Genomic DNA, 18,833 nt, shown 5'->3' on the forward strand with positions numbered 1-18,833 from the left:
CACCCGCGCCATCTCAGGCGAACACCTGCAGGCTGCGCGACGGCAAGGCCACCCAGATATCGGCACCGCCCAGGCGCGGCAGCAGCGCCGGGTCCAGCTCCGCCAGCAGCGGATGGCCGGGCAGCTGTTCCAGCTCGAAGCTCAGGCGGCAGCGGTTGCCGAGGAAGGTGATTTCGCGCACCTGGGCGCGGAAGCGGTTGTCGTCGCCCTGTTGCGGGTCGATGGCGATGGCTTCGGGGCGGCAGAACAGGCGGCCCTGCTCGGCACCCCCTGCGGCTTCCGGCAGGCGCAGGCTCAGCTCGCCGACTCGCGCGTGGCCATCCTGGCGCCCCTGGAACGGCAGCCAGTTGCCCTGGCCGACGAACTCGGCGACGAAGGGCGTGGCCGGGCTTTCGTAGATCTCCCGCGGGGTGCCGTATTGCTCGACGCGGCCCTGGTTGATCACCGCGATGCGGTCGGCCATGAGCATGGCCTCGTCCTGGTTGTGGGTGACCATCAGGGTGGTGATGCCCAGGCGCTTCTGCAGCTGGCGCAGCTCGGTGCACAGGTGCTCGCGAACGCGGGCGTCCAGGGCCGACATGGGCTCGTCCAGCAGCAACAACGACGGCGACGGCGCCAGGGCACGGGCCAGGGCCACGCGCTGCTGCTGGCCGCCGGACAGCTGGCCGGGGAATTTCTTCTCGCTGCCGGCAAGGCCCACCAGCTCCAGCATCTCGGCCACCCGCTGGCGGGCTTCGTCGCGGTTGGCACCGGCCAGGCCGTAGGCGATGTTCTGCTGCACGCTGAGGTTGGGGAACAGCGCGTAGGACTGGAAAAGAATGCCGTAGTCACGGGCCTGGGGCGGCAGGGTGGAAATGTCGCGCGGGCCGATGTGCAGGCTGCCGCTGTCCTGGCGCTCCAGCCCGGCGATGCAGCGCAGCAAGGTGGTCTTGCCGCAGCCGGAAGGTCCCAGCAGGCACACCAGCTCGCCCTCGGCGATATCCAGCGACACCCCATCCAGGGCGGTGAAGCTGCCGAAGCGCTTATGGATGTCGTGGACCTGGAGATGGGCGGCGTGATGCATGACATGACCTCGTAGAACGGTGGGCGTAACGCAGGTAGCGTGATACGACTCGACGAGGCAGATGCTAGGGAGGCAATGCGAAATCTATGTGGCGATAACCCCAAGCCCACCGATAGTGGCATTGGTGGATTTGGTATAGGCCAGGTGAGAGAGCTGGAAGCCGAGAGCCTGAAGGTGGAAGGCGGCAGCGCTGGAGAGAGCGCCGTTTTGAGCAAGTCGCGCTGCGGCATGCGGCTATTTGCAACTGCCAAGATTTGCCGGCAGGAGCGAGCGGGTGAACACACGGCCCCCTGCGGTACCCCGCTCATCCTGTCGAGCCTTTGCTCGAACGTCTCCGATGGAGCCGATGACTCCATGCCCTGGGACGTGATGCCCCAGGTACAGATGCAGCCGGCGCCCTGATCCGGGCGCCGGACTGCCGGCGTCAGAGCCGGTTGAGGCTGACGTTGTCCAGGTACAGCGACTGGTCGGCACGGGTGCTGAGCACCATCAGCTCCATGCGCCGGTAGGTTCCGGCCGGCACCTGGAAGCTCTGCTGCAGCTTGCCCCAGGCGCCGCCCTGGGTGTTCACCACGCCCAGGGACAGCAACCGGCCGTTGCCGGCGGTGTCTTCCAGGTAGAGGTAGGCATAGGCCAGCGCGGCCACGCTGGCGGTGCGGCTCACCATCACGTCGGCGGCGAAGCGGTAGGACAGCCCCGGCTGCACCTTGCCGGCCAGGAGCAGGCTGGCGCCGGTGCCGTCGGCCTTGCGGGCATAGACCTCCAGGGACTTGCCGGTGGTTGCCAGGGCGGTCAGCCGGGTGCTGCCGTAGAAGCCCGCCCACTCGCCGATGGCGCTGTCGAAGTTCCAGCCAAAAGCGGCCGCGGTCGTCGGAGTGATGGGGTTGGTGGGGGTCACTTCGCTGAGTTCCACCTCATCCAGCAGCACGGCCAGGCGGTTGACGCTGACCAGGCCCAGGTAGGTGTTGCGGATGACGCTGGCCGGCGGCTGGTAGACGAAGGTCATGTCGATGGGGGTGAACTCGCTGCTGGTCACCGACTTGATCACACCGTTGGCCGTGCTGTAGCTGATGCCGGCGTTTTCTTCGTGAAGCATGCCCAGGTAGACGTTGCCGCGCAGGTTGGTGCCCTTGAGCATCACCTTGGCCTTGAGCCGATAGGTGGCGCCGACCTTCAGCGCGCCCACCGAGGTGGCCAGCACGTCGTCGCGGCCGGCCGGCAGCTCGAACTGCAGGGCGTCGTCACGGCAGGTCTTGCCGACGTTGAGGGTGCTGAGCTTGGCCAGGTTGAGCAGGGCCTTCCAGCCGTCCAGGGTGCGGAATTCACCGTTGGCCACCAGGCCCTTGAGCGCCGGCTTGTCGCACCAGGCCGTGGTGCCCGGCGTGGTGGGTGTGGTCGGCGTGGTGGGGGTCGTGGGCGTCGAGGTCGGGTTGACCGTCTCGGGCACCTTGGTCGGGCGCAGGGCGGCGATCTGCGCGGCCATGTCGTTCAACGCGCGGGCGGCGTCGGCGAAGCTGGCACGGCCGCAGGCCTGGTTGGCGCAGGTGGTATCGACCACGGTAGGCGTGGAGAACAGCGGGGCCTGCACGGACGCGTTGAACACCTGGGGGTAGGCCATGATGGTGGAGAAGCGCCCCTGCACGCCGTAGCCACGACCCCATTCGTAGGTGCCCTGGTGGATGCCCCGGGCCAGGTAGGTGTAGTAGCCCTCGGTCTGGTCCTGCTCATAGGAATGGCGCAGGCCCATGTTGTGGCCGATCTCGTGGGCCATGGTGCTGAGGCTGCAGTCCACCCCGGTGATGCCGTAGGCACTGGCCCAGGCACCGTTCTGGAAGGTGCCGCTGTTCTTCGGCCCGGAGAGCACGTAGCCGATGCCGCACACGCCATAGCCCTGCCCTACCTGGGTGCGGCTGATCAGCTGCACCACGTCGGCGCCATAGGTCTCGCGCAGCTGCTGCACGCGGCTGTCGGCGGCGAAGGCGGAAAGGTCCTTGTCGGAAATGGTCGGGTAGCTGGCCCAGGTGAGCGGCTGGGCGTTGACCAGGCGCAGGCGCAGGTTGACGTTGCTTTTCTTGTAGGCGTTGTTGGCGAATTCGATGTAGCTGGCGATGCGGGCGTTCATGTCCCGCCCGTTTGGCAGCGCCTGGGCGTCCTTGGTGTAGAGCACCAGGATGTCGACGGTGCGCGGTTCGGTGGTGGCGGCTTGGGTGAAGGGGGCCAGCAGGAGCAGGGCCAGGCAGGCGAGCAGTTTCTTCATGGTCATCGTTCCTGTAGCGCTCAGCCGCGGGTCGGCGGCGGGAGGGGCTGCAACGGCGTGGAATCGGGGGTCACGAGGGCGTCCGGGGTGGCACGCATCAGCAACTGGTTCTGGTCGGTCACCAGGGTGCTGCCGGTGGCGTTGTCCACCACCATGGACAGGGTCTGATCGCGGGTGGCGAGGGTGATGTGGGTCTCCAGCTGGCCCTTCACCACGGTGAGGGTGTCTTCAGGCTGGCCACCCTCCACCGCGCCGCTCCAGACGGCAGCGCCGCCGGTGTTGTGGGTCTCGTCCAGCGTTGCACGCAGCGGTGCCTGGCGGCCGGGCACACCCAGCTGCAGGGTCTTGCCGACGGCCAGTTCGCCCAGGGAGGTGGTCGCCACCTGGGTGCGGTAAAGGGTCATCTCCTGCTGCTGCTCGGGCACCAGGGAGTGGCTGTCCCAGAGTTCGACCAGGGTGTCGGCGGGGGCGTCCACCACCGGCACCGAGGCGACGTGGGGTGCCGGCACCACGTTCACGGCGGCTGGCATCGGGCTGGCCGCCACCGTAGCGCCCGCCATGGCCGGGGCGACGGGCAACGGAGCTGCCGGAGGTGTCGGTGATGGGGTGTGCTGGGTAGCGGCCGGGACCGCTGGGGTATCGCGCAGGAGGACGGCGAAGGTGACACCTGATGTGACCAGGGCAACCGCCAGGTAGAGGAGCGTACGGGGCATGACCACCTTCCCATGTTTCACCCGGCACAGCCGGGTGGCAGCGAAACCACGGAAGAGCATCCCTGACGAACCGTGGAACAGATTCGACCGTTGCGAGGGGTAACGGCCAGTTGTTCGATTTATTGACGCCAGAAAATTGATATCACAGTGCCTGCATGGGGCATAAATACGCTTTCGCTATTAGCCAGGCGCCGGATCACACCATTGCGCTGCTGTGCTGCCTGACGTCGATATTCGGGAGCGTGGGAACGTTGAGCGGCATAAATAAAGTTGAACGCGTTCAACTTCCGCAAGTGAACCAGCCGCCACCTTAACCCGCTACTCAATGGCCGTCGGAATAATTGGGATTTCTCGCACATTGCTGGTTTGACAGCCCCGGCGCCAATCGTGGGTAATTGCGAAATCCGGCGACATCCCGCAGCAAACAGCTGATAACACGTCGCCATCACCGATGTAATTGTTCGACAAAACCCTTTGATTACAACCCGTTGCGAAACAGCTCCAATTATTGCGCCTGACTTTTTCACTGTGTCTGTTAGTTGAACTTGCGCAACTTAATACGCTGGCAATCTGATAGTAGAAAACACACTTTTCAATTCAAACCGACGTCACGCGTTTGAATAAGGAGTGCCCACCTGATCGGGGCGCTACTTCACTAACTCGACTGAACAGCCCCTGGCCTCGTCATTGAGTTCAATGGCCAGCCTGCCTGCTCGTCGACTGAACCCGCCTGCGCATCACGGACGTGCCCAGGCGGATCACCACTACCCGGCCCAGGCCGGGTGCATGAAAGGAGAACCCATGCGGAAAATCTGGCTCTACCCGGCCGTCGCCCTGGTGACGGCCGGCACGACGCTCGCCGTCCTGCTGCAGGACACCCCCGCGCAGAGTGGGCAGGCGCCCGTCGCCTCGGCCCCGACCGGCGCGGGCAGCGTGTCCCTCCCGTCCTTGCCTGGCACAGCCGGCGCACAGGCTGCGGTCCAGACCAGCGGCCAGGCCGCGGTAAATCCATCGTCCGCCGCAGCGCCGGACAGCGCCTCCGACGCGCCCCTGGCCCTGTGGACGGCTGATTCCCTGCAGGCCGCCGAGCAGGACGGGCTGGCCGTGTACCGCACCCAGGTCGCTCCCGAGCTGCTGGGCACCTTCGCCGTGGGCCGCACCCTGGAACTGGGCGTGCCGGGCCAGCCGGAGCCGCTGCGCGCCACGCTGGAGCAAACCCATAACACCGGCACCACCGCCGTGTGGACCGGCGCGGTGGAAGGCGGCAGCGACGCCGACACCCTGACCGTGGTCAAGGGCCGCCTGGAGACCCACATCACCCTCGCCACCACCGAGCAGACCCTGTCCTTCGTGGTGGACAACGCCACCGGCGCCACCCAGGTGACGGACCAGAACGAGCTGCTGATGCGCGCCACGCCGGACCCGATCATCACCCCCGACGCCAAGCAACTGCCGCCCCTGCCGCCGCCCGCCCAAGGCTGATCCCACAAGGAACGTCCCACCATGAAAAGACTCTTCATCGGCACCCTGCTGGCCGTCGCCGTACAGGCCGCCCACGCCGCCGAACCCCGCACCGTGGACCTGTTGGTGCTCTACACCAAGGACGCCCAGGCGCTGCCCAACGGCCGCGACATGGATGCGCGCATCGCCAGCTACATCGAGTACGCCAACAACGCCTACAAGAAAAGCAACGTCGACCTGCGCCTGCGCCTGGTGCACCGCCAGTTGCTGGACTGGGCCAGCTACCCCACCGTCTCCAGCCGCGACCTGGCCGCCTTCGCCGCCGACAGCCGCGTGCAGCAGCTGCGTGAAACCTATGGCGCCGACATGGTCCACCTCATCGGCCGCACCCAGGAAGGCCAGGGCTACGGCGTGTGCGGCATCGGCTACGTGCTCTCCGGGCCGAAGAACAGCGGCACCTTCCAATCCGGCTCCGCCAACAGCGCCTACGCCATCACCGGCGTCGACTGCAGCCTGAGCACCATGGCCCACGAGATCGGCCACAACATGGGCCTGCGCCACTCCTACGAGCAGGACATGACCGAGGGCTACTACCAGTCCAGCTGGCACCAGGGCACCTTCGAATGGAGCCGCGGCTACGGCGTGCAGGGCCAGTTCTCCACCATCATGGGCTACCCCCACGTGTTCAACGCCCGCGCCCAGGCGCCGCTGTTCTCCTCGCCGCGCGTGGTCGACAGCAGCTGCGCCAACCAGGCCTGCGGCCAGGAAAACCAGGCCGACGCTGCCCGCGCGCTGAACGCCATGGCCACGCAGATTGCCGCCCTGCGGGCGACCAAGGTGCCGGAGACGCAGAACCCCACCAACCCGGGCACTCCCACCACCCCGCCGACCACCCCGACCACGCCACCGACGACGCCGCCCACCACGCCGACCCCGGCCTGGTGCAACAAGCCGGCCCTGAAGGGCCTGGTGGCCAACGGTGAATTCCGCACCGCGGACGGCTGGCAGGGCCTGCTGGGCAGCGCCAACATGAGCCTGGTGAACGTCGGCAAGACCTGCCGCGACAACGCCCTGCTGTTCGAGCTGGCCAAGGGCGGCAGCGACATCCTCGCCACCCCGGTCGCCGCCCTGCGTGAAGGCACCCGCTACCGCCTGCGCGCCAAGGTCATGCTCAAGGGCACCAATGCGCGCGGCAACATCTACCTGGGCGTCCTCCACGAGGCCAACGACCGCATCAGCTACAGCAACGCCTCGGGCCTGACCCAGTCGGTCACCAGCAGCGAGTTCACCACCCTGGAACGCACCTTCACCTACACCCGCGCCCAGACCCCGCCGCGCAGCACCTACGTGGGCCTGATCAGCCGCGACGGCCTGAGCGTGCTGGTGGACGAAGTGGAACTGACCGAAGTGGCCGAGCCGACGCCCACCAACCCGACCACGCCTTCCGTTCCCTCGAAGCTGGGCTGGAACTTCGAAAACGGCGCGGCCGGCTGGGCCGGCTTCCACGGCACCACCCGCCTGGTCGCCCTGGGTGGCAACACCGGCACCTCGCTGGAAAGCTACGCCCGTCAGTACGAAGGCAGCGGCGCCAGCATCCCGCTGCAGGGCAAGGTGCAGGGCGGCCTGAACTACCGCCTGGCGGCCGATGTGATGATCGGCCGCAACGCCGGCATCAAGGGCCTCACCTACGGCTACCTCTACCTGGAGGACGCCAGCGGTCAAGGCCGCTACCTGCCGCTGGGTGCAAGCCCCACCCTGGGTGGCACCTGGAGCCGCCTGCAACAGGACGTGCAGATCCCCGCCGGCACCTACCGCCGCGTGGAGCTGCTGGTACTGGGCACCCGCAAGGACCAGTCCCTGTACCTGGACAACGTCAGCTTCAACCGGCTCTGAGCCAAGGCCCCCGGCGCTGCCGGGGGCTTCCCTTCTGCAGGGCCCCTCAGCGGCCCTCTTCGCAGGCCTCTCGCCCCAGGGCCATGAAGGCCGCCGGCAAACGCGCCTGGCGGCGGTCCTTGAGGCAGTAGAGGTATTCGTCGATCTGCGGCGCCTGTTCCAGCTCGATCACGCACAACTCGGGGTTATCCGGCACTTCGTGGCGAGCGATGATGCTGATGCCGATATTGCGGATCACCGCCTCGCGGATGGACTCACGACTGCCGATCTCCAGCAGCGGGCCGATGTCCAGGCCGGCCTTTTCCAGCAGCGCCTCGGTGAGCTGGCGGGTGATCGACCCGCGTTCACGCATCAGCAGGTTGTGGCCCTTGAGGGCGGCGATATCCACCGACACGCGCCCGGCCAGGGGGTGGCTGCGGTGCACCGCCAGCACCAGGGGGTCGCTGCCCAGCACCAGGCGGGTAAGGCGCTGGTCATCGAGCTTTTGCGACGAGGCGGCCAGGTCCACGCGGTATTCCTCCAGCGCCTCCAGCACCTGCTGGGAGTTGCCGATCTCCACCGAGACCTCGATCTGCGGGTAGCGCTCACGGAAGGTCCGCACCAGCCCGAGGATGTAATAAGGCGAGGTGGCACCGATGCGCAGGCTGCCCTGCATCTGCCCGCTGTTGCGCAGGAAGAACTCGATATCGGCTTCCTGCTGCAGCAGCACCTTGACCATGGGCAGCAGGCGCGCGCCCTCCTCGCTCACGGTCAGCCGGCGGCCACCGCGATGGAAGAGCTCGACGGCGTACTGGCCTTCCAGGTTGCGGATCTGGGTGGTGACGGTCGGCTGGCTCAGGCCCAGCTTCTTGGCGGCCTGGGTGATGCTGCCCAGGCGCGCGACCATGTAGAACGCCTTGAGCTCGGCACTGAGCATGAGGGCTGCTTTCCAATAGAAGGGAGGCGGCGATTATAAGCGCGACGGCGAACCGACTTCATGCAGGGCGTGACGCCCCCGAACCTTGGCCGAGACACGCAAAGTGGCTAATGGTTCACAAGCACTAGCACACCCGTACTATTCAAGCCTTTCGCCGCCCTCCCTAGACTCCCCTGCAGGCGCTATGGCCCGCCCGCCAGCTCCGGGTCCCGCGGCACTGTGCTGCCGCCACGCCGATAACGACACCTGCCGCCCCGGTAGGCCCGGATCACGCACCAAAGGAATGCCCCCATGAAACTCCAAGGAATCGCCGCCGGTTTCGCCCTCGCCTCCACCCTGCTCACCACCGGCTGCATCCCACAGAATGGCCAGACCCAAGGCCTGTTCACGCCCCCGGCTACCAACAATGCCGCCGCCGGCACCCAGGTCGCCTCGGCCAATGCCCCCTGCACCCCGAATGCCACGGCCGACCTGATCTCCACCGGCCGCAGCCTGCTGGAAATCGGCACCAGCATCATGCAGACCAAAGCCAACATGAATAACGCCAACAATGGCTATAACAGCTACACCATGCAGGACGTCGAGAACGCCCAGAAGATCAACAAGGGCAACGAGATCCTCAACAACGTCGAAACCATGACCGGCGGCCCCCAGGCCCCCTGCAGCTGATAGCGTTTCCCCCCGTCGCCTTGAGTACAGGGATGTACGGGGCGCCGGGTTTTCCCTCCCCGAGCAACGAGCCCGCGCCTGCGCGGGCTCGCTCGTTTCAGGGCCCCTGTCACTTCTGTGTCACAAAAGAGTCATAACCTCCGCAAAATCGATAAACCAAGGAGGTGGCAGATGAGCGTTGGCAACGACCTGCTGGCACAGCGCATCCATCGTGAGCTGCTGGACCACAGCGACGAAGAACTCGAACTGGAGCTGCTGGAAGACGGCCACGACCTGGACGCCTACTTCGACAACCACGTCGAGGACAACCCCGGGCGCCAGGCACGGCGCAACTACTTCCAGGAGCTGTTCCGCCTGCAGGGTGAGCTGGTGAAGCTGCAGAGCTGGGTGGTCAAGACCGGGCACAAGGTGGTGATCCTCTTCGAAGGCCGCGACGCCGCCGGCAAGGGCGGCGTGATCAAGCGCATCACCCAGCGCCTCAACCCCCGCGTATGCCGGGTCGCCGCCCTGCCGGCCCCCAACGACCGCGAGCAGACCCAGTGGTACTTCCAGCGCTACGTCTCGCACCTGCCGGCCGCCGGCGAGATCGTCCTGTTCGATCGCAGCTGGTACAACCGCGCCGGCGTCGAGCGGGTGATGGGCTTCTGCAACGACGAGCAGTACGAGGAGTTCTTCCGCACCGTGCCGGAGTTCGAGCGCATGCTGGTGCGTTCCGGCATCCAGCTGGTGAAGTACTGGTTCTCCATCTCCGACCAGGAACAGCACCTGCGCTTCCTGGCGCGCATCCACGACCCGCTCAAGCAGTGGAAGCTCAGCCCCATGGACCTCGAGTCCCGCCGCCGCTGGGAGGCCTACACCAAGGCCAAGGAGATCATGCTCGAGCGCACCCACATCGAAGAGGCGCCCTGGTGGGTGGTGCAGGCCGACGACAAGAAGAAGGCGCGGCTCAACTGCATCCACCACCTGCTCAGCCAGATGCCCTACGAGGAGGTGGAGCAGCCCAGCGTGCAACTGCCGCAACGCCTGCGCCACGCCGACTACGTGCGCAACCCGACGCCCCGGGAAATCCTCGTGCCCGACGTGTACTGACCGTCATTCCGGCGTGACTCGCCCGCGCGCCAATGCATCGCAGACACACAACCCTCGCGGCGCGCGGCGTTTTCAGCGATAAAGGCCGCCGCGCTGCGCAGTCGCAGCGACTTGAGGAAGCGATGCATGTACCACGGAGAACGATTCAACGCCTGGACGCACCTGGTGGGCGCGGTGCTCGCCGGCATCGGCGCTATCTGGCTGCTGGTCCTGGCGGCCCTGGATGGGAGCACGGCGAAGATCGTCAGCGTCGCCATCTACGGCGTGACGCTGGTGATGCTCTACAGCATCTCCACGGTCTATCACAGCGTCCGTGGGCGGGCGAAGGTGATCATGCGCAAGCTCGATCACCTGTCGATCTACCTGCTCATCGCCGGTAGCTACACGCCCTTCTGCCTGGTCACCCTGAAAGGCGCCTGGGGCTGGACGCTGTTCGGCATCGTCTGGACGCTCGGCATCATCGGCATGCTCCAGGAGATCAAGCCGCGCTCGGAAGCCCGCGTGCTGTCGATCATCATCTACGCGGTGATGGGCTGGATCGTGCTCATCGCCATCAAACCGCTCATCGCCGCCCTGGGCACCACCGGCTTCACCTGGCTCGCCGCGGGCGGGGTGTTCTACACCGTCGGCATCATCTTCTTCGCCTTCGACAGCCGCTTCCGCCACTGGCACGGCATCTGGCACCTGTTCGTCATCGCCGGCAGCCTGCTGCACTTCGTGGCGATCCTGCGCTTCGTGGTGTAGAAACCCGCAAAAACCGTGCGTCGCAACCGCCGGGTTGCACCCGACCTGCGCGTGCAGTGCAGGGCGACTGTGGGGCAAATGTAGGAGCGAATTCATTCGCCCAGCAGGCCGCAGGGCTGCCATCGCTCGGTGCCTCCCGGCAGCACCGCCTGGTGGATGAAAAGAGCGTCATCCACCCTACACACCGGTTTGCACCGTGCCGCTGCTGACTCCCCCTCCCTGTGGGAGCGGCTTCAGCCGCGAAAGACCTGCCGCCAGCACATGGCCATGCGAGCGGCCGGACACCCCATCGCGAATGAATTCGCTCCCACTGGGCAAAGGCTTCAATCCCGGCGCGAATAGGCCCGGGGCATGAGGCCGCCGGACATCAGGGCGTCGCCCATGGAGGCGGATGACGGCCGCGCGCCTGGCGTTCGGGCCGTGAGCAGGCCGGCCAGCAGCGGCGAGGATGGCCGCTCCGGGCCGTCGCAGCCCAGGAGCAGCAGTTCGATCAACGCGTGTGCGGATGCACAGTCCCGATTGTCCATGGGTGTTCTCCGGCAATGGCTTTGTCCTTACGCTACTGCCCGCCGCGAGGCGGAAATTGACCTGGGTCAGTCCCGTCCACGACGCCCCTGCGACAACCCGGCGCAGGGCACCGTCCAGTGCATGTTGACTTCGATCAATCAAAGGTCCCGCCAGAAGGGTAAACAGGAGGCATAGGCGCAATGCGCCGCCCCTTTTCCCTTACCTGGAGACAGCCATGTCCGCACTCAACTCCGCCCTCGTCGCCAAGCCGCTGCACCAATCACCGCGAGGCGATTACTGGATCGAGCCCCTGGAAGACGGCACCCATGTGCTCATCCGGCCCTTGCGCGAAGAGGATCGCGAGCGCGAGCGCGCCTTCATCAACCGCCTGTCACCGGAGGCCCGTCACAACCGCTTCCTCGGCGAGTTCCGCGAAGTGGCCCCGCCGCTGCTCAACCAGCTCATGGATGTCGACGACAAAGACCGCGTCGCCCTGGTGGCCCTGGCCCATGTGGACGGCGAACTGCTGGAAGTCGGCATCAGCCGCTACGCCAAGGTCGGCGAACTCGGCCAGTGCGAATTCGCCGTGACCGTGGCCGATGAATGGCTGCGCCGCGGCCTCGGCAGCATCCTCTTCGAACACCTGGCGGACAGCGCCCGGCGCAACGGCTTCCGCCAGCTCTACTCCATCGACTCGGCGAGCAACGCCGGCATGCGCGGCCTGGCCCGCAAGCTCGGCCTGCAGCGTCGCCGCGATGCCGAAGACCCGACCCAGGTGATCCACCGCCTGGACCTGTAACCCCGACCCACCTTCACACGCAGGCCCCTCAGCGGGCCTGCCATCCCGGCGGCACACCATGGCCCGCGCCTGCCAATGCAGCGAAGCGTGGTTCTGCCAGGCGCGCCGACCAACCCAGCCAGCCTGCCGATGATCCGGCGCCCGTGCGTGCCACCCTCAGCTGCACGTGGATATGCCCCACCATGCAGACGCTCATGCCATCCATGTTGAAGTAGGTGCACGCCTGCTGGGTGTCCTCGCAGCCGGCCGATCTGTCCTGGTAAACGGGCTCGCCCTGCTCCGCCGCATGGAACGCCAGGTCGGTAATCAGCCCGGTGCGTTCGGTGCCGCTGCGCTTGCTCAGGTCCCATCCCATCTTCTTTCGTTGCCCTGAAAGCCGAAGGCCTGGTAGCGAACTGCCGACGTGACCGCAGCCCTCGCCAAGGGCGGCCGCGCCTCGCTGTGGTCGCCAGGCCTTCCGGCGTAGCGACTTGGTCATGAAAGAGTAGCCAGCCCTCGTGAGCTGACAAGCAGCAAGCGGCGAACTTCCCGGGCGTTCCGACGATCAACCGATACGCCAATCACCAGCGGAGTCGCCATGAACCAGGCCAAAGACGGCAAGACACCGGGGTTGTCCGCCCGGGAGAAACAGGACGTCGACGAAAACCAGCCACCCCGGGCCGCCGTCCTTCACGAGATCATCCGCACCCAGGGCGACCAGGAGCTGGAGCGCAACGCCGCTGCGCTCTGGTGGTCGGCCCTGGCCGCCGGGCTGACCATGGGCCTGTCGCTGATGGCCATGGGGCTGTTCAACGCGCGCCTGCCCGCTGGCGAGGCGAGCAAGGTGATCGCCAGCCTCGGCTACTCCGCAGGCTTCCTCGCGGTGATCCTGGCGCGCCAGCAACTGTTCACCGAGAACACCCTCACCGCCGTGCTGCCGGTGATGAGCAAACCCACCCTGAACAACGTCGGGCGCCTGCTGCGCCTGTGGAGCGTGGTGCTCGCCGGCAACCTGGCCGGCACCCTGCTGGTGGCCTGGGTGATGCTGCGCCTGCCGATCTTCGATGCCGCCACCGATGCCGCCTTCCTCGACATCGGCCGCAAGGTGATGGAGAACGACGTCAACCAGATGTTCGCCAAGGGCATCGTCTCCGGCTGGATGATCGCCACCATGGTCTGGATGATCCCCTCCCAGGAAAGCGCCAAGCTGTGGATCATCATCCTCATCACCTACCTGATGGCCCTGGGCGACTTCACCCACATCGTGGTCGGCTCGGCCGAGGTCTCCTACCTGGTGTTCGCCGGGCACCTGGACTGGCGCGAATTCTGGCTGACCTTCGCCGGCCCCACCCTGGCCGGCAACATCGTCGGTGGCAGCCTGATCTTCGCCCTGATCAGCCACGCCCAGGTGCGCAGCGACGGCGACAGCCCCCGGCCCACCCGGGATACCGAGCCCGCGCCCCGGCGCAAGGACACCCGCCGCTGAACGGTTGTCGATCCGCCGCCACGCCAGACGACCAGGGGCATGCCGGCTATCCTCGAACCGGCCCGCACTGGAGAACCGCCATGCCCATCCGCCCACGCATCACCCCCTGCCTGTGGTTCGACCACCAGGCCGAAGCCGCCGTCGATTTCTACATCGGCATCTTCCCCGACTCGCGGATCACCGCCGTCACCCGCTACGGCGAAGCCGGCAAGGAAATCCACGGCCGCCCCGCCGGCAGCGTGCTGACCCTGGCCTTCGAGCTGGACGGCCAGGCCTTCACCGCCCTCAACGGCGGCCCGGTGTTCCAGTTCAACGAAGCCCTCTCGCTGCAGGTGGATTGCCGCGACCAGGCCGAGGTCGACCACTACTGGAACGCACTGGGTGCCGGCGGCCCGGTGGAAGCCCAGCAATGCGGCTGGCTCAAGGACAGGTTCGGGCTGTCCTGGCAGATCGTGCCCCAGGTGCTGCCCACCATGCTGCAGGCGCCGGACGCGGTGAAATCCCAACGCGCCTTCCAGGCCATGCTGGGCATGAAGAAGCTGGATATCGCCGCCCTGCAGCAGGCCTTCGACGGCCGCTGAGCGGAGCGAACGGCGCCTGGATCCCCACGGGACGGGGCCTCCAGGCGATGGCGAGGGTGCGGGACTCGATCGCTAGCCGGCACCAATAAAACTGATTATCATTTGCGCCATTTTCCAGTGGCCGGATGCTGCAGTGACCTCCTCCAACCTCGACAGCGTATTCCTCGCCCAGCGCATGCCCCTGCTGCGTACCCTGGCCAGGATGGTGAAGAACCCCAGCGTCGCCGAGGACCTGGTGCAGGAGACCTACCTGCGCGTCGCCCGCACCCTGGCCGAACGCCCCATCGACCACCTCGAACCCTTCCTCTTCCAGACCGGCCGCAACCTGGCCCTCGACCACCTGCGGCACATGCGCATGCAATCGCGCACGCTGATGGACGATGTGCCCGACGACGTCATCCAGGCCGTTGCCGCACCCATCTCCTCGGCCGAGGACGGGCTCCACGCGGAGAAGCTCCTGCAGCGCCTGGGCAGCACCCTGTCCCAGCTGACCCAGCGCCAGCAGCGCATCTTCATCCTCAGCCGCCTGCACGGGCATGGCTACGCGGAGATCGCCGAAGAGCTGGATGTGTCGCCCAGCACGGTGCAAAAGGAACTCAAGCTGATCATGGCGATCTGCATGAACCTGCTCAGCCGCCTGGATCCGCCGACATGAAGGACTTCCGCTCGGCCTCGGGTTCGACAAGAATAGGCGCCCCCGAATCCGAGGTAGGCGCCGTGCCCCAGCCCGATCCCGTTCCGCCCGCAGCCGGCCCCGGTGCCGACGACGCGCGCCTGGGCGAAGCGCTGGACTGGCTGATCCTCCTCGACAACGCCGACGCCGAATGCCGCGCCCGCTTCGAGGCCTGGATGGCCGCCTCGCCGGACAACGCCCTGGCCTTCCGCCTGGCCCAGAGCCTCTGGCAATCGCCGCTGCTCACCGCCGCCGCCGCTCGCCTCGACCGTGAACACAAGCGCCCGGTCCGCCGCGCCCTGCTCAAGCCCCTGGCCGCAGCCGCCGTGCTGCTCCTGGCGGTGGGCGTGGGCCTGCAGAGCGACCTGCTGCTGCGCCTGCGCGCCGACCACCTCACCGAGGTCGGCCAGCGCCAGAACCTGGAGCTCGCCGACGGCTCGCGCATCCTGCTCAATACCGACACCGCCTTCTCCAGCCGCATCGATGACCAGCAACGCAGTGCCCGCCTCTACCAGGGCGAGGCCTACTTCGACGTCGCCCACGACCGCAGCCGCCCCTTCGAGGTGGACGCCGGCCCGGTGCAGGTCTCGGTGCGCGGCACCGCCTTCGCCGTGCGCTACCTGGGTGACGAGGCCGAAGTCAGCGTCGAGCGCGGCGAAGTCGACCTGCGCTCGCGGGAAGACAACGCCCGCGTCAGCCTCAGCGCCGGCGACAGCATCCGCATCGGGCCCGCCGGCTTCGGTGACCGCCGCCACGGCCAGGCCGACCAGCTGGCCTGGGTCAAGGGCCGCCTGGTGTTCGAAGACTGCCCCATGCGCGAAGTGCTGGCCGAGCTGCGCCGCTACTACCCGGGCTGGATCATCAGCACCGACGAGCGCCTGGGCGAGCGCACCGTCACCGGCAACTACCGCCTGGACGACCCCCTGGGCGTGGTGCGCTCCCTCGCCCACATCACCTCGGCCAAGCTCCACGAATTCCCTGCACTGGTCATCCTCGACTGAGTGGGCGGGCCGGTTCAGCCGCGCCCACCCCGCGCCTCTCCTTCCAACCCCTGCTGAATCGTGCCTGGCCCAGGGCTGCCTCGGGCTAGCCGGTCACTCCGTTGGTGGATGAACAGAGCGTCATCCACCCTACGCGCCATGAGTTCGAGTTCACCAGGGCGCAGCCCTGTTACCGGCTCGGAGGCCTCGCCCGACACGCGCCTACGGGCCTTGTCACCCCCCGTCGGAATAACCCCGACATTATTTTTACGCGATTGCGTTTTCTCGTTCGTCTAGTCAAAAGCCAATGACACTGATTCGCATTAGAAATGCGATTAACGGACCGAAGAGAGCCGCTCCCATGACCACCCGCTCAAACCGCCCCACCCTGCGCCTGTCCGCCCCCACCGGCGTGTCGCTGCTGGCCCTGTCCATCGCCCTGGGCAGCCTGCCCGTCGGCATCGCCCAGGCCGCCGAAACCGGTGCTGCGCCGACCCAGCTGGCCAGCCAGAGCGGTTACAGCTTCGCCATCGCCCGCCAGCCCCTGGTGGAAGCGCTCAACGCCTTCAGCGCCGTGAGCGGCTGGCAGGTCGGCCTCTCTTCCGATCTCGCCGCTGGCGTGCAGTCCCCCGGCGTCAATGGCCGCCTGCCGGCCGAACAGGCCCTGCAGCGCCTGCTGGCAGGCACCGGCCTGGAATACCGCGCCGTCGGCGAGCGCAGCGTGGTGCTGGTACGCACCCCGGCCAAGGGCCTGGCCATGGAGCTGAACCCCACCACCGTGACCGCCACCCGCCACGAGCAGAGCGCCAGCACCGTGCCGGTCACCGTCAGCGTGAAGAGCCGCCAACAGCTGGACCGCAAGAACGTCAACAACATCCGCGACCTGGTGCGTGACGAGCCGGGCGTCTCCGTCGGCGGTGCCGGCCAGCGCGCCGGCACCAGCGGCTACAACATCCGCGGCATCGACGGCGACCGCGTACTGACCCAGATCGACGGCGTCGAAGTGCCGGCCAGCTTCTTCTACGGCCCCTACGCCCAGACCCACCGCAATTACGTGGACCCGGAAATCGTCAAGCGCGTGGAAATCCTCCGCGGCCCGGCTTCGGCCCTCTATGGCAGCAACGCCATCGGCGGCGCGGTGAGCTACTTCACCCTGGATGCCGACGACATCATCAAGCCCGGCAGCGATGTCGGTGCCCGCCTGAAGACCGGCTACAGCTCCGCCGACGACAGCTGGCTCAACTCGGCCACCGTCGCCGGCCGCCACGAGCAGTTCGACGCCCTGCTGCACCTGTCCCAACGCAACGGCCACGAGACCGAATCCTTCGGCGGCCACGGCGGCACCGGCCTGGCCCGCACCGAAGCCAACCCGGAAGACGTGCGTTCCACCAACGTCCTGGCCAAGCTGGGCTGGAACTACAACGACACCGACCGCCTGCAACTGACCTACGAGAAGTACAAGGACGATCGCGACACCAACCAGCTCAGCGCCGTCGGCGGCCCCTTCAACGCCCCCACCATCGGCGTGGGCTCGGACTACTACAAGTCGCGCAGCGGCAACGACACCATCACCCGCGAGCGCTTCGGCCTGGAACACACCGTCGCCCTCGACAGCCTGCTGGCCGACAACCTGAAGTGGAGCCTGAACTACCAGATCGCCAAGACCGATCAGAGCACCCAGGAACGCTACGTCCCCAGCAACCCCTTCACCGGCGTCATCTCCCGCGACGTGATGCGCTACCGCGACACCTACTACAAGGACCGTCTGTGGGTGATCGATGCGCAACTGGACAAGGCCTTCAGCCTGGGCGACACCGAGCACCTGCTGACCTACGGCCTCAACCTCAAGCACCAGGAAGTCACCGGCCTGCGCAGCGGCACCGCTTTCTGCTACACCTCCATCGGCACGTGCACCAACCGCGTCGGCCAGGTCAGCCCCACCGCCAGTGACAGCCTGACCCCGCAGAGCGATTTCCCCGATCCCACCGTCAAGACCTACGCCCTGTTCGCCCAGGATGAAATCCGCTGGAACCAGTGGACCTTTCTCCCCGGCCTGCGCTATGACCGCACCGACCTCGAGCCCGAGCTGACCCCGGACTACCTGCGCACCATCGGTACCAGCACCTTCCGCCCGAGCGACGAAACCAAGCACTGGCAGCGTGTATCGCCGAAGTTCGGCGTGACCTACGCCTTCGACGACACCTACACCTGGTTCGGCCAATACGCCGAAGGCTTCCGTACCCCCAACGCCAAGGAAATGTACGGTCGCTTCGAGAACACCTCGCTGGGTTACATCGTCGAACCCAACCCGGACCTGGAGCCGGAGAAGAGCCGCAGCCTGGAAACCGGCCTGCGTGGCAACTTCGAAGGCGGCAGCTTCGACGTGGCGGTGTTCTACAACCGCTACCGCGACTTCCTCGACAACGATGCCGTCGGCCGCAGCGGCAGCCTGACCGTGTTCCAAAGCAAGAACATCGGCCGTGCCAGCATCCGCGGCATGGAGGTCAAGGGCCGCCTGGACCTGGAGCATTTCGGTGCCTTCCCGGGCCTCTACACCCAGGGCTCCATTGCCTATGCCCGTGGCCGCAACGACGAAACCGGCCAGCCGCTGAACAGCATCAACCCGCTGACCGGCGTATTCGGCCTGGGCTACGAGCAGGATGCCTTCGGCACCCAACTGAGCTGGACCCTGGTCAAGCGCAAGACGCGCATCGACGAAGACAACTTCAACGCCCCGGATGGCAGCCCCAGCCAGTTCGCCACCCCGGGCTTCGGCATGCTCGACCTGACCGGCTACTACAAGCTGACCGACGACCTCACCGTCAACGCCGGCCTCTACAACCTGACCGACAAGAAGTACTGGCTGTGGGATGACGTGCGCGGCTACGACGGCGTCGGCGAAGCCGGCGTAACCGCCCCGGCCAACCTCGACCGCCTGACCCAACCGGGCCGCAACTTCTCCGTCAACCTCGTCTGGGACATCTGATCGCCGCCGGCCAAGCCTCCCTACCCGCTTCGGCGTG

General features: G+C 66.8%; 17 protein-coding genes. 11 read left to right on the forward strand and 6 right to left on the reverse strand.

The features are described 5' to 3' along the window. Nucleotides 1-13: 13 nt before the first annotated feature. The 3 genes from PSm6_RS25950 to bamI (PSm6_RS25960) form a co-directional block, all read right to left on the reverse strand. On the reverse strand, nucleotides 14-1,063 hold the full coding sequence (locus tag PSm6_RS25950; protein ID WP_265168658.1) for a putative 2-aminoethylphosphonate ABC transporter ATP-binding protein: 1,050 nt from the start codon (nucleotides 1,061-1,063) through the stop codon (nucleotides 14-16). Between the two features lie 424 nt (nucleotides 1,064-1,487). After that, nucleotides 1,488-3,320 carry a biofilm-associated metzincin protease Mep72 gene (gene mep72, locus PSm6_RS25955; RefSeq protein ID WP_265168659.1) on the reverse strand — a complete coding sequence of 611 codons (1,833 nt, stop codon included), beginning with the start codon at nucleotides 3,318-3,320 and terminating at the stop codon, nucleotides 1,488-1,490. Nucleotides 3,321-3,340: 20 nt separating this feature from the next. After that, entirely contained in the window at nucleotides 3,341-4,033 is a 693-nt protein-coding gene (bamI, locus tag PSm6_RS25960) for a biofilm-associated metzincin protease inhibitor BamI (RefSeq protein WP_265168660.1), read from the reverse strand. A gap of 801 nt (nucleotides 4,034-4,834) precedes the next feature. Between bamI (PSm6_RS25960) and bamI (PSm6_RS25965) the strand changes: the two genes are divergently transcribed. Further along, complete coding sequence (gene bamI, locus PSm6_RS25965; RefSeq protein WP_265168662.1) at nucleotides 4,835-5,515, forward strand: biofilm-associated metzincin protease inhibitor BamI; 681 nt, start codon at nucleotides 4,835-4,837, stop codon at nucleotides 5,513-5,515. A 21-nt stretch (nucleotides 5,516-5,536) separates the two neighbouring features. Next, nucleotides 5,537-7,387: a biofilm-associated metzincin protease Mep72 gene (mep72, locus tag PSm6_RS25970; RefSeq protein WP_265168663.1), complete on the forward strand. Its 1,851-nt coding sequence runs from the start codon at nucleotides 5,537-5,539 to the stop codon at nucleotides 7,385-7,387. 46 nt (nucleotides 7,388-7,433) lie between these two features. On the opposite strand, the gene PSm6_RS25975 is transcribed toward mep72 (PSm6_RS25970), so the two are convergent. Beyond that, the gene (locus PSm6_RS25975) at nucleotides 7,434-8,303 is read right to left on the reverse strand and encodes a LysR family transcriptional regulator (protein WP_265168665.1); all 870 of its coding nucleotides are present in this window, start codon (nucleotides 8,301-8,303) and stop codon (nucleotides 7,434-7,436) included. Between the two features lie 291 nt (nucleotides 8,304-8,594). On the opposite strand from PSm6_RS25975, the gene PSm6_RS25980 reads away from it, so the two are divergent. The 3 genes from PSm6_RS25980 to trhA all read left to right on the forward strand — a co-directional run bounded on the left by PSm6_RS25980 (nucleotide 8,595) and on the right by trhA (nucleotide 10,805). Further along, on the forward strand, nucleotides 8,595-8,972 hold the full coding sequence (locus tag PSm6_RS25980; RefSeq protein ID WP_021217465.1) for a hypothetical protein: 378 nt from the start codon (nucleotides 8,595-8,597) through the stop codon (nucleotides 8,970-8,972). A 171-nt stretch (nucleotides 8,973-9,143) separates the two neighbouring features. Continuing rightward, nucleotides 9,144-10,061, forward strand: a complete 918-nt coding sequence (gene ppk2, locus PSm6_RS25985) for a polyphosphate kinase 2 (protein WP_043246035.1) — start codon at nucleotides 9,144-9,146, stop codon at nucleotides 10,059-10,061. Between the two features lie 126 nt (nucleotides 10,062-10,187). Next, nucleotides 10,188-10,805: a PAQR family membrane homeostasis protein TrhA gene (gene trhA, locus PSm6_RS25990; protein ID WP_021217468.1), complete on the forward strand. Its 618-nt coding sequence runs from the start codon at nucleotides 10,188-10,190 to the stop codon at nucleotides 10,803-10,805. 323 nt (nucleotides 10,806-11,128) lie between these two features. Here trhA and PSm6_RS25995 read toward each other — a convergent pair whose 3' ends face one another. Continuing rightward, a complete protein-coding gene (locus PSm6_RS25995; protein ID WP_021217469.1) occupies nucleotides 11,129-11,332 on the reverse strand; it encodes a hypothetical protein in 204 nt (67 codons plus the stop codon). A 215-nt stretch (nucleotides 11,333-11,547) separates the two neighbouring features. On the opposite strand from PSm6_RS25995, the gene PSm6_RS26000 reads away from it, so the two are divergent. Next, complete coding sequence (locus PSm6_RS26000) at nucleotides 11,548-12,111, forward strand: GNAT family N-acetyltransferase (RefSeq protein WP_021217470.1); 564 nt, start codon at nucleotides 11,548-11,550, stop codon at nucleotides 12,109-12,111. Between the two features lie 28 nt (nucleotides 12,112-12,139). Here PSm6_RS26000 and PSm6_RS26005 read toward each other — a convergent pair whose 3' ends face one another. Further along, complete coding sequence (locus tag PSm6_RS26005) at nucleotides 12,140-12,466, reverse strand: hypothetical protein (protein ID WP_021217471.1); 327 nt, start codon at nucleotides 12,464-12,466, stop codon at nucleotides 12,140-12,142. 222 nt (nucleotides 12,467-12,688) lie between these two features. Here PSm6_RS26005 and PSm6_RS26010 point away from each other — a divergent pair, with 222 nt between their 5' ends. From PSm6_RS26010 to PSm6_RS26030, 5 genes are all read left to right on the forward strand, one after another. Beyond that, nucleotides 12,689-13,576, forward strand: coding sequence for a formate/nitrite transporter family protein (locus PSm6_RS26010; RefSeq protein WP_265168666.1), 888 nt, complete (start codon nucleotides 12,689-12,691; stop codon nucleotides 13,574-13,576). A gap of 80 nt (nucleotides 13,577-13,656) precedes the next feature. Next, nucleotides 13,657-14,157: a VOC family protein gene (locus PSm6_RS26015; RefSeq protein WP_043246026.1), complete on the forward strand. Its 501-nt coding sequence runs from the start codon at nucleotides 13,657-13,659 to the stop codon at nucleotides 14,155-14,157. Between the two features lie 175 nt (nucleotides 14,158-14,332). After that, nucleotides 14,333-14,812 carry an RNA polymerase sigma factor gene (locus tag PSm6_RS26020; RefSeq protein WP_371877160.1) on the forward strand — a complete coding sequence of 160 codons (480 nt, stop codon included), beginning with the start codon at nucleotides 14,333-14,335 and terminating at the stop codon, nucleotides 14,810-14,812. Further along, nucleotides 14,809-15,831: a FecR family protein gene (locus tag PSm6_RS26025; protein ID WP_265168681.1), complete on the forward strand. Its 1,023-nt coding sequence runs from the start codon at nucleotides 14,809-14,811 to the stop codon at nucleotides 15,829-15,831. Before PSm6_RS26020 ends, PSm6_RS26025 begins: the two co-directional genes overlap by 4 nt. A 340-nt stretch (nucleotides 15,832-16,171) precedes the next feature. Continuing rightward, complete coding sequence (locus PSm6_RS26030) at nucleotides 16,172-18,796, forward strand: TonB-dependent receptor (protein ID WP_265168683.1); 2,625 nt, start codon at nucleotides 16,172-16,174, stop codon at nucleotides 18,794-18,796. Nucleotides 18,797-18,833: the final 37 nt, after the last annotated feature.

The organism is Pseudomonas solani, from assembly GCF_026072635.1.
GTDB lineage: Bacteria > Pseudomonadota > Gammaproteobacteria > Pseudomonadales > Pseudomonadaceae > Metapseudomonas > Metapseudomonas solani.

Bases quoted from the DNA above. Each gene is read 5' to 3' on its own strand.
- PSm6_RS25950 (WP_265168658.1), bottom strand. From the start codon at position 1,063: ATGCATCACGCCGCCCATCTCCAGGTCCACGACATCCATAAGCGCTTC.
- mep72 (WP_265168659.1), bottom strand. From the start codon at position 3,320: ATGAAGAAACTGCTCGCCTGCCTGGCCCTGCTCCTGCTGGCCCCCTTC.
- bamI (WP_265168660.1), bottom strand. From the start codon at position 4,033: ATGCCCCGTACGCTCCTCTACCTGGCGGTTGCCCTGGTCACATCAGGT.
- bamI (WP_265168662.1), top strand. From the start codon at position 4,835: ATGCGGAAAATCTGGCTCTACCCGGCCGTCGCCCTGGTGACGGCCGGC.
- mep72 (WP_265168663.1), top strand. From the start codon at position 5,537: ATGAAAAGACTCTTCATCGGCACCCTGCTGGCCGTCGCCGTACAGGCC.
- PSm6_RS25975 (WP_265168665.1), bottom strand. From the start codon at position 8,303: ATGCTCAGTGCCGAGCTCAAGGCGTTCTACATGGTCGCGCGCCTGGGC.
- PSm6_RS25980 (WP_021217465.1), top strand. From the start codon at position 8,595: ATGAAACTCCAAGGAATCGCCGCCGGTTTCGCCCTCGCCTCCACCCTG.
- ppk2 (WP_043246035.1), top strand. From the start codon at position 9,144: ATGAGCGTTGGCAACGACCTGCTGGCACAGCGCATCCATCGTGAGCTG.
- trhA (WP_021217468.1), top strand. From the start codon at position 10,188: ATGTACCACGGAGAACGATTCAACGCCTGGACGCACCTGGTGGGCGCG.
- PSm6_RS25995 (WP_021217469.1), bottom strand. From the start codon at position 11,332: ATGGACAATCGGGACTGTGCATCCGCACACGCGTTGATCGAACTGCTG.
- PSm6_RS26000 (WP_021217470.1), top strand. From the start codon at position 11,548: ATGTCCGCACTCAACTCCGCCCTCGTCGCCAAGCCGCTGCACCAATCA.
- PSm6_RS26005 (WP_021217471.1), bottom strand. From the start codon at position 12,466: ATGGGATGGGACCTGAGCAAGCGCAGCGGCACCGAACGCACCGGGCTG.
- PSm6_RS26010 (WP_265168666.1), top strand. From the start codon at position 12,689: ATGAACCAGGCCAAAGACGGCAAGACACCGGGGTTGTCCGCCCGGGAG.
- PSm6_RS26015 (WP_043246026.1), top strand. From the start codon at position 13,657: ATGCCCATCCGCCCACGCATCACCCCCTGCCTGTGGTTCGACCACCAG.
- PSm6_RS26020 (WP_371877160.1), top strand. From the start codon at position 14,333: ATGCCCCTGCTGCGTACCCTGGCCAGGATGGTGAAGAACCCCAGCGTC.
- PSm6_RS26025 (WP_265168681.1), top strand. From the start codon at position 14,809: ATGAAGGACTTCCGCTCGGCCTCGGGTTCGACAAGAATAGGCGCCCCC.
- PSm6_RS26030 (WP_265168683.1), top strand. From the start codon at position 16,172: ATGACCACCCGCTCAAACCGCCCCACCCTGCGCCTGTCCGCCCCCACC.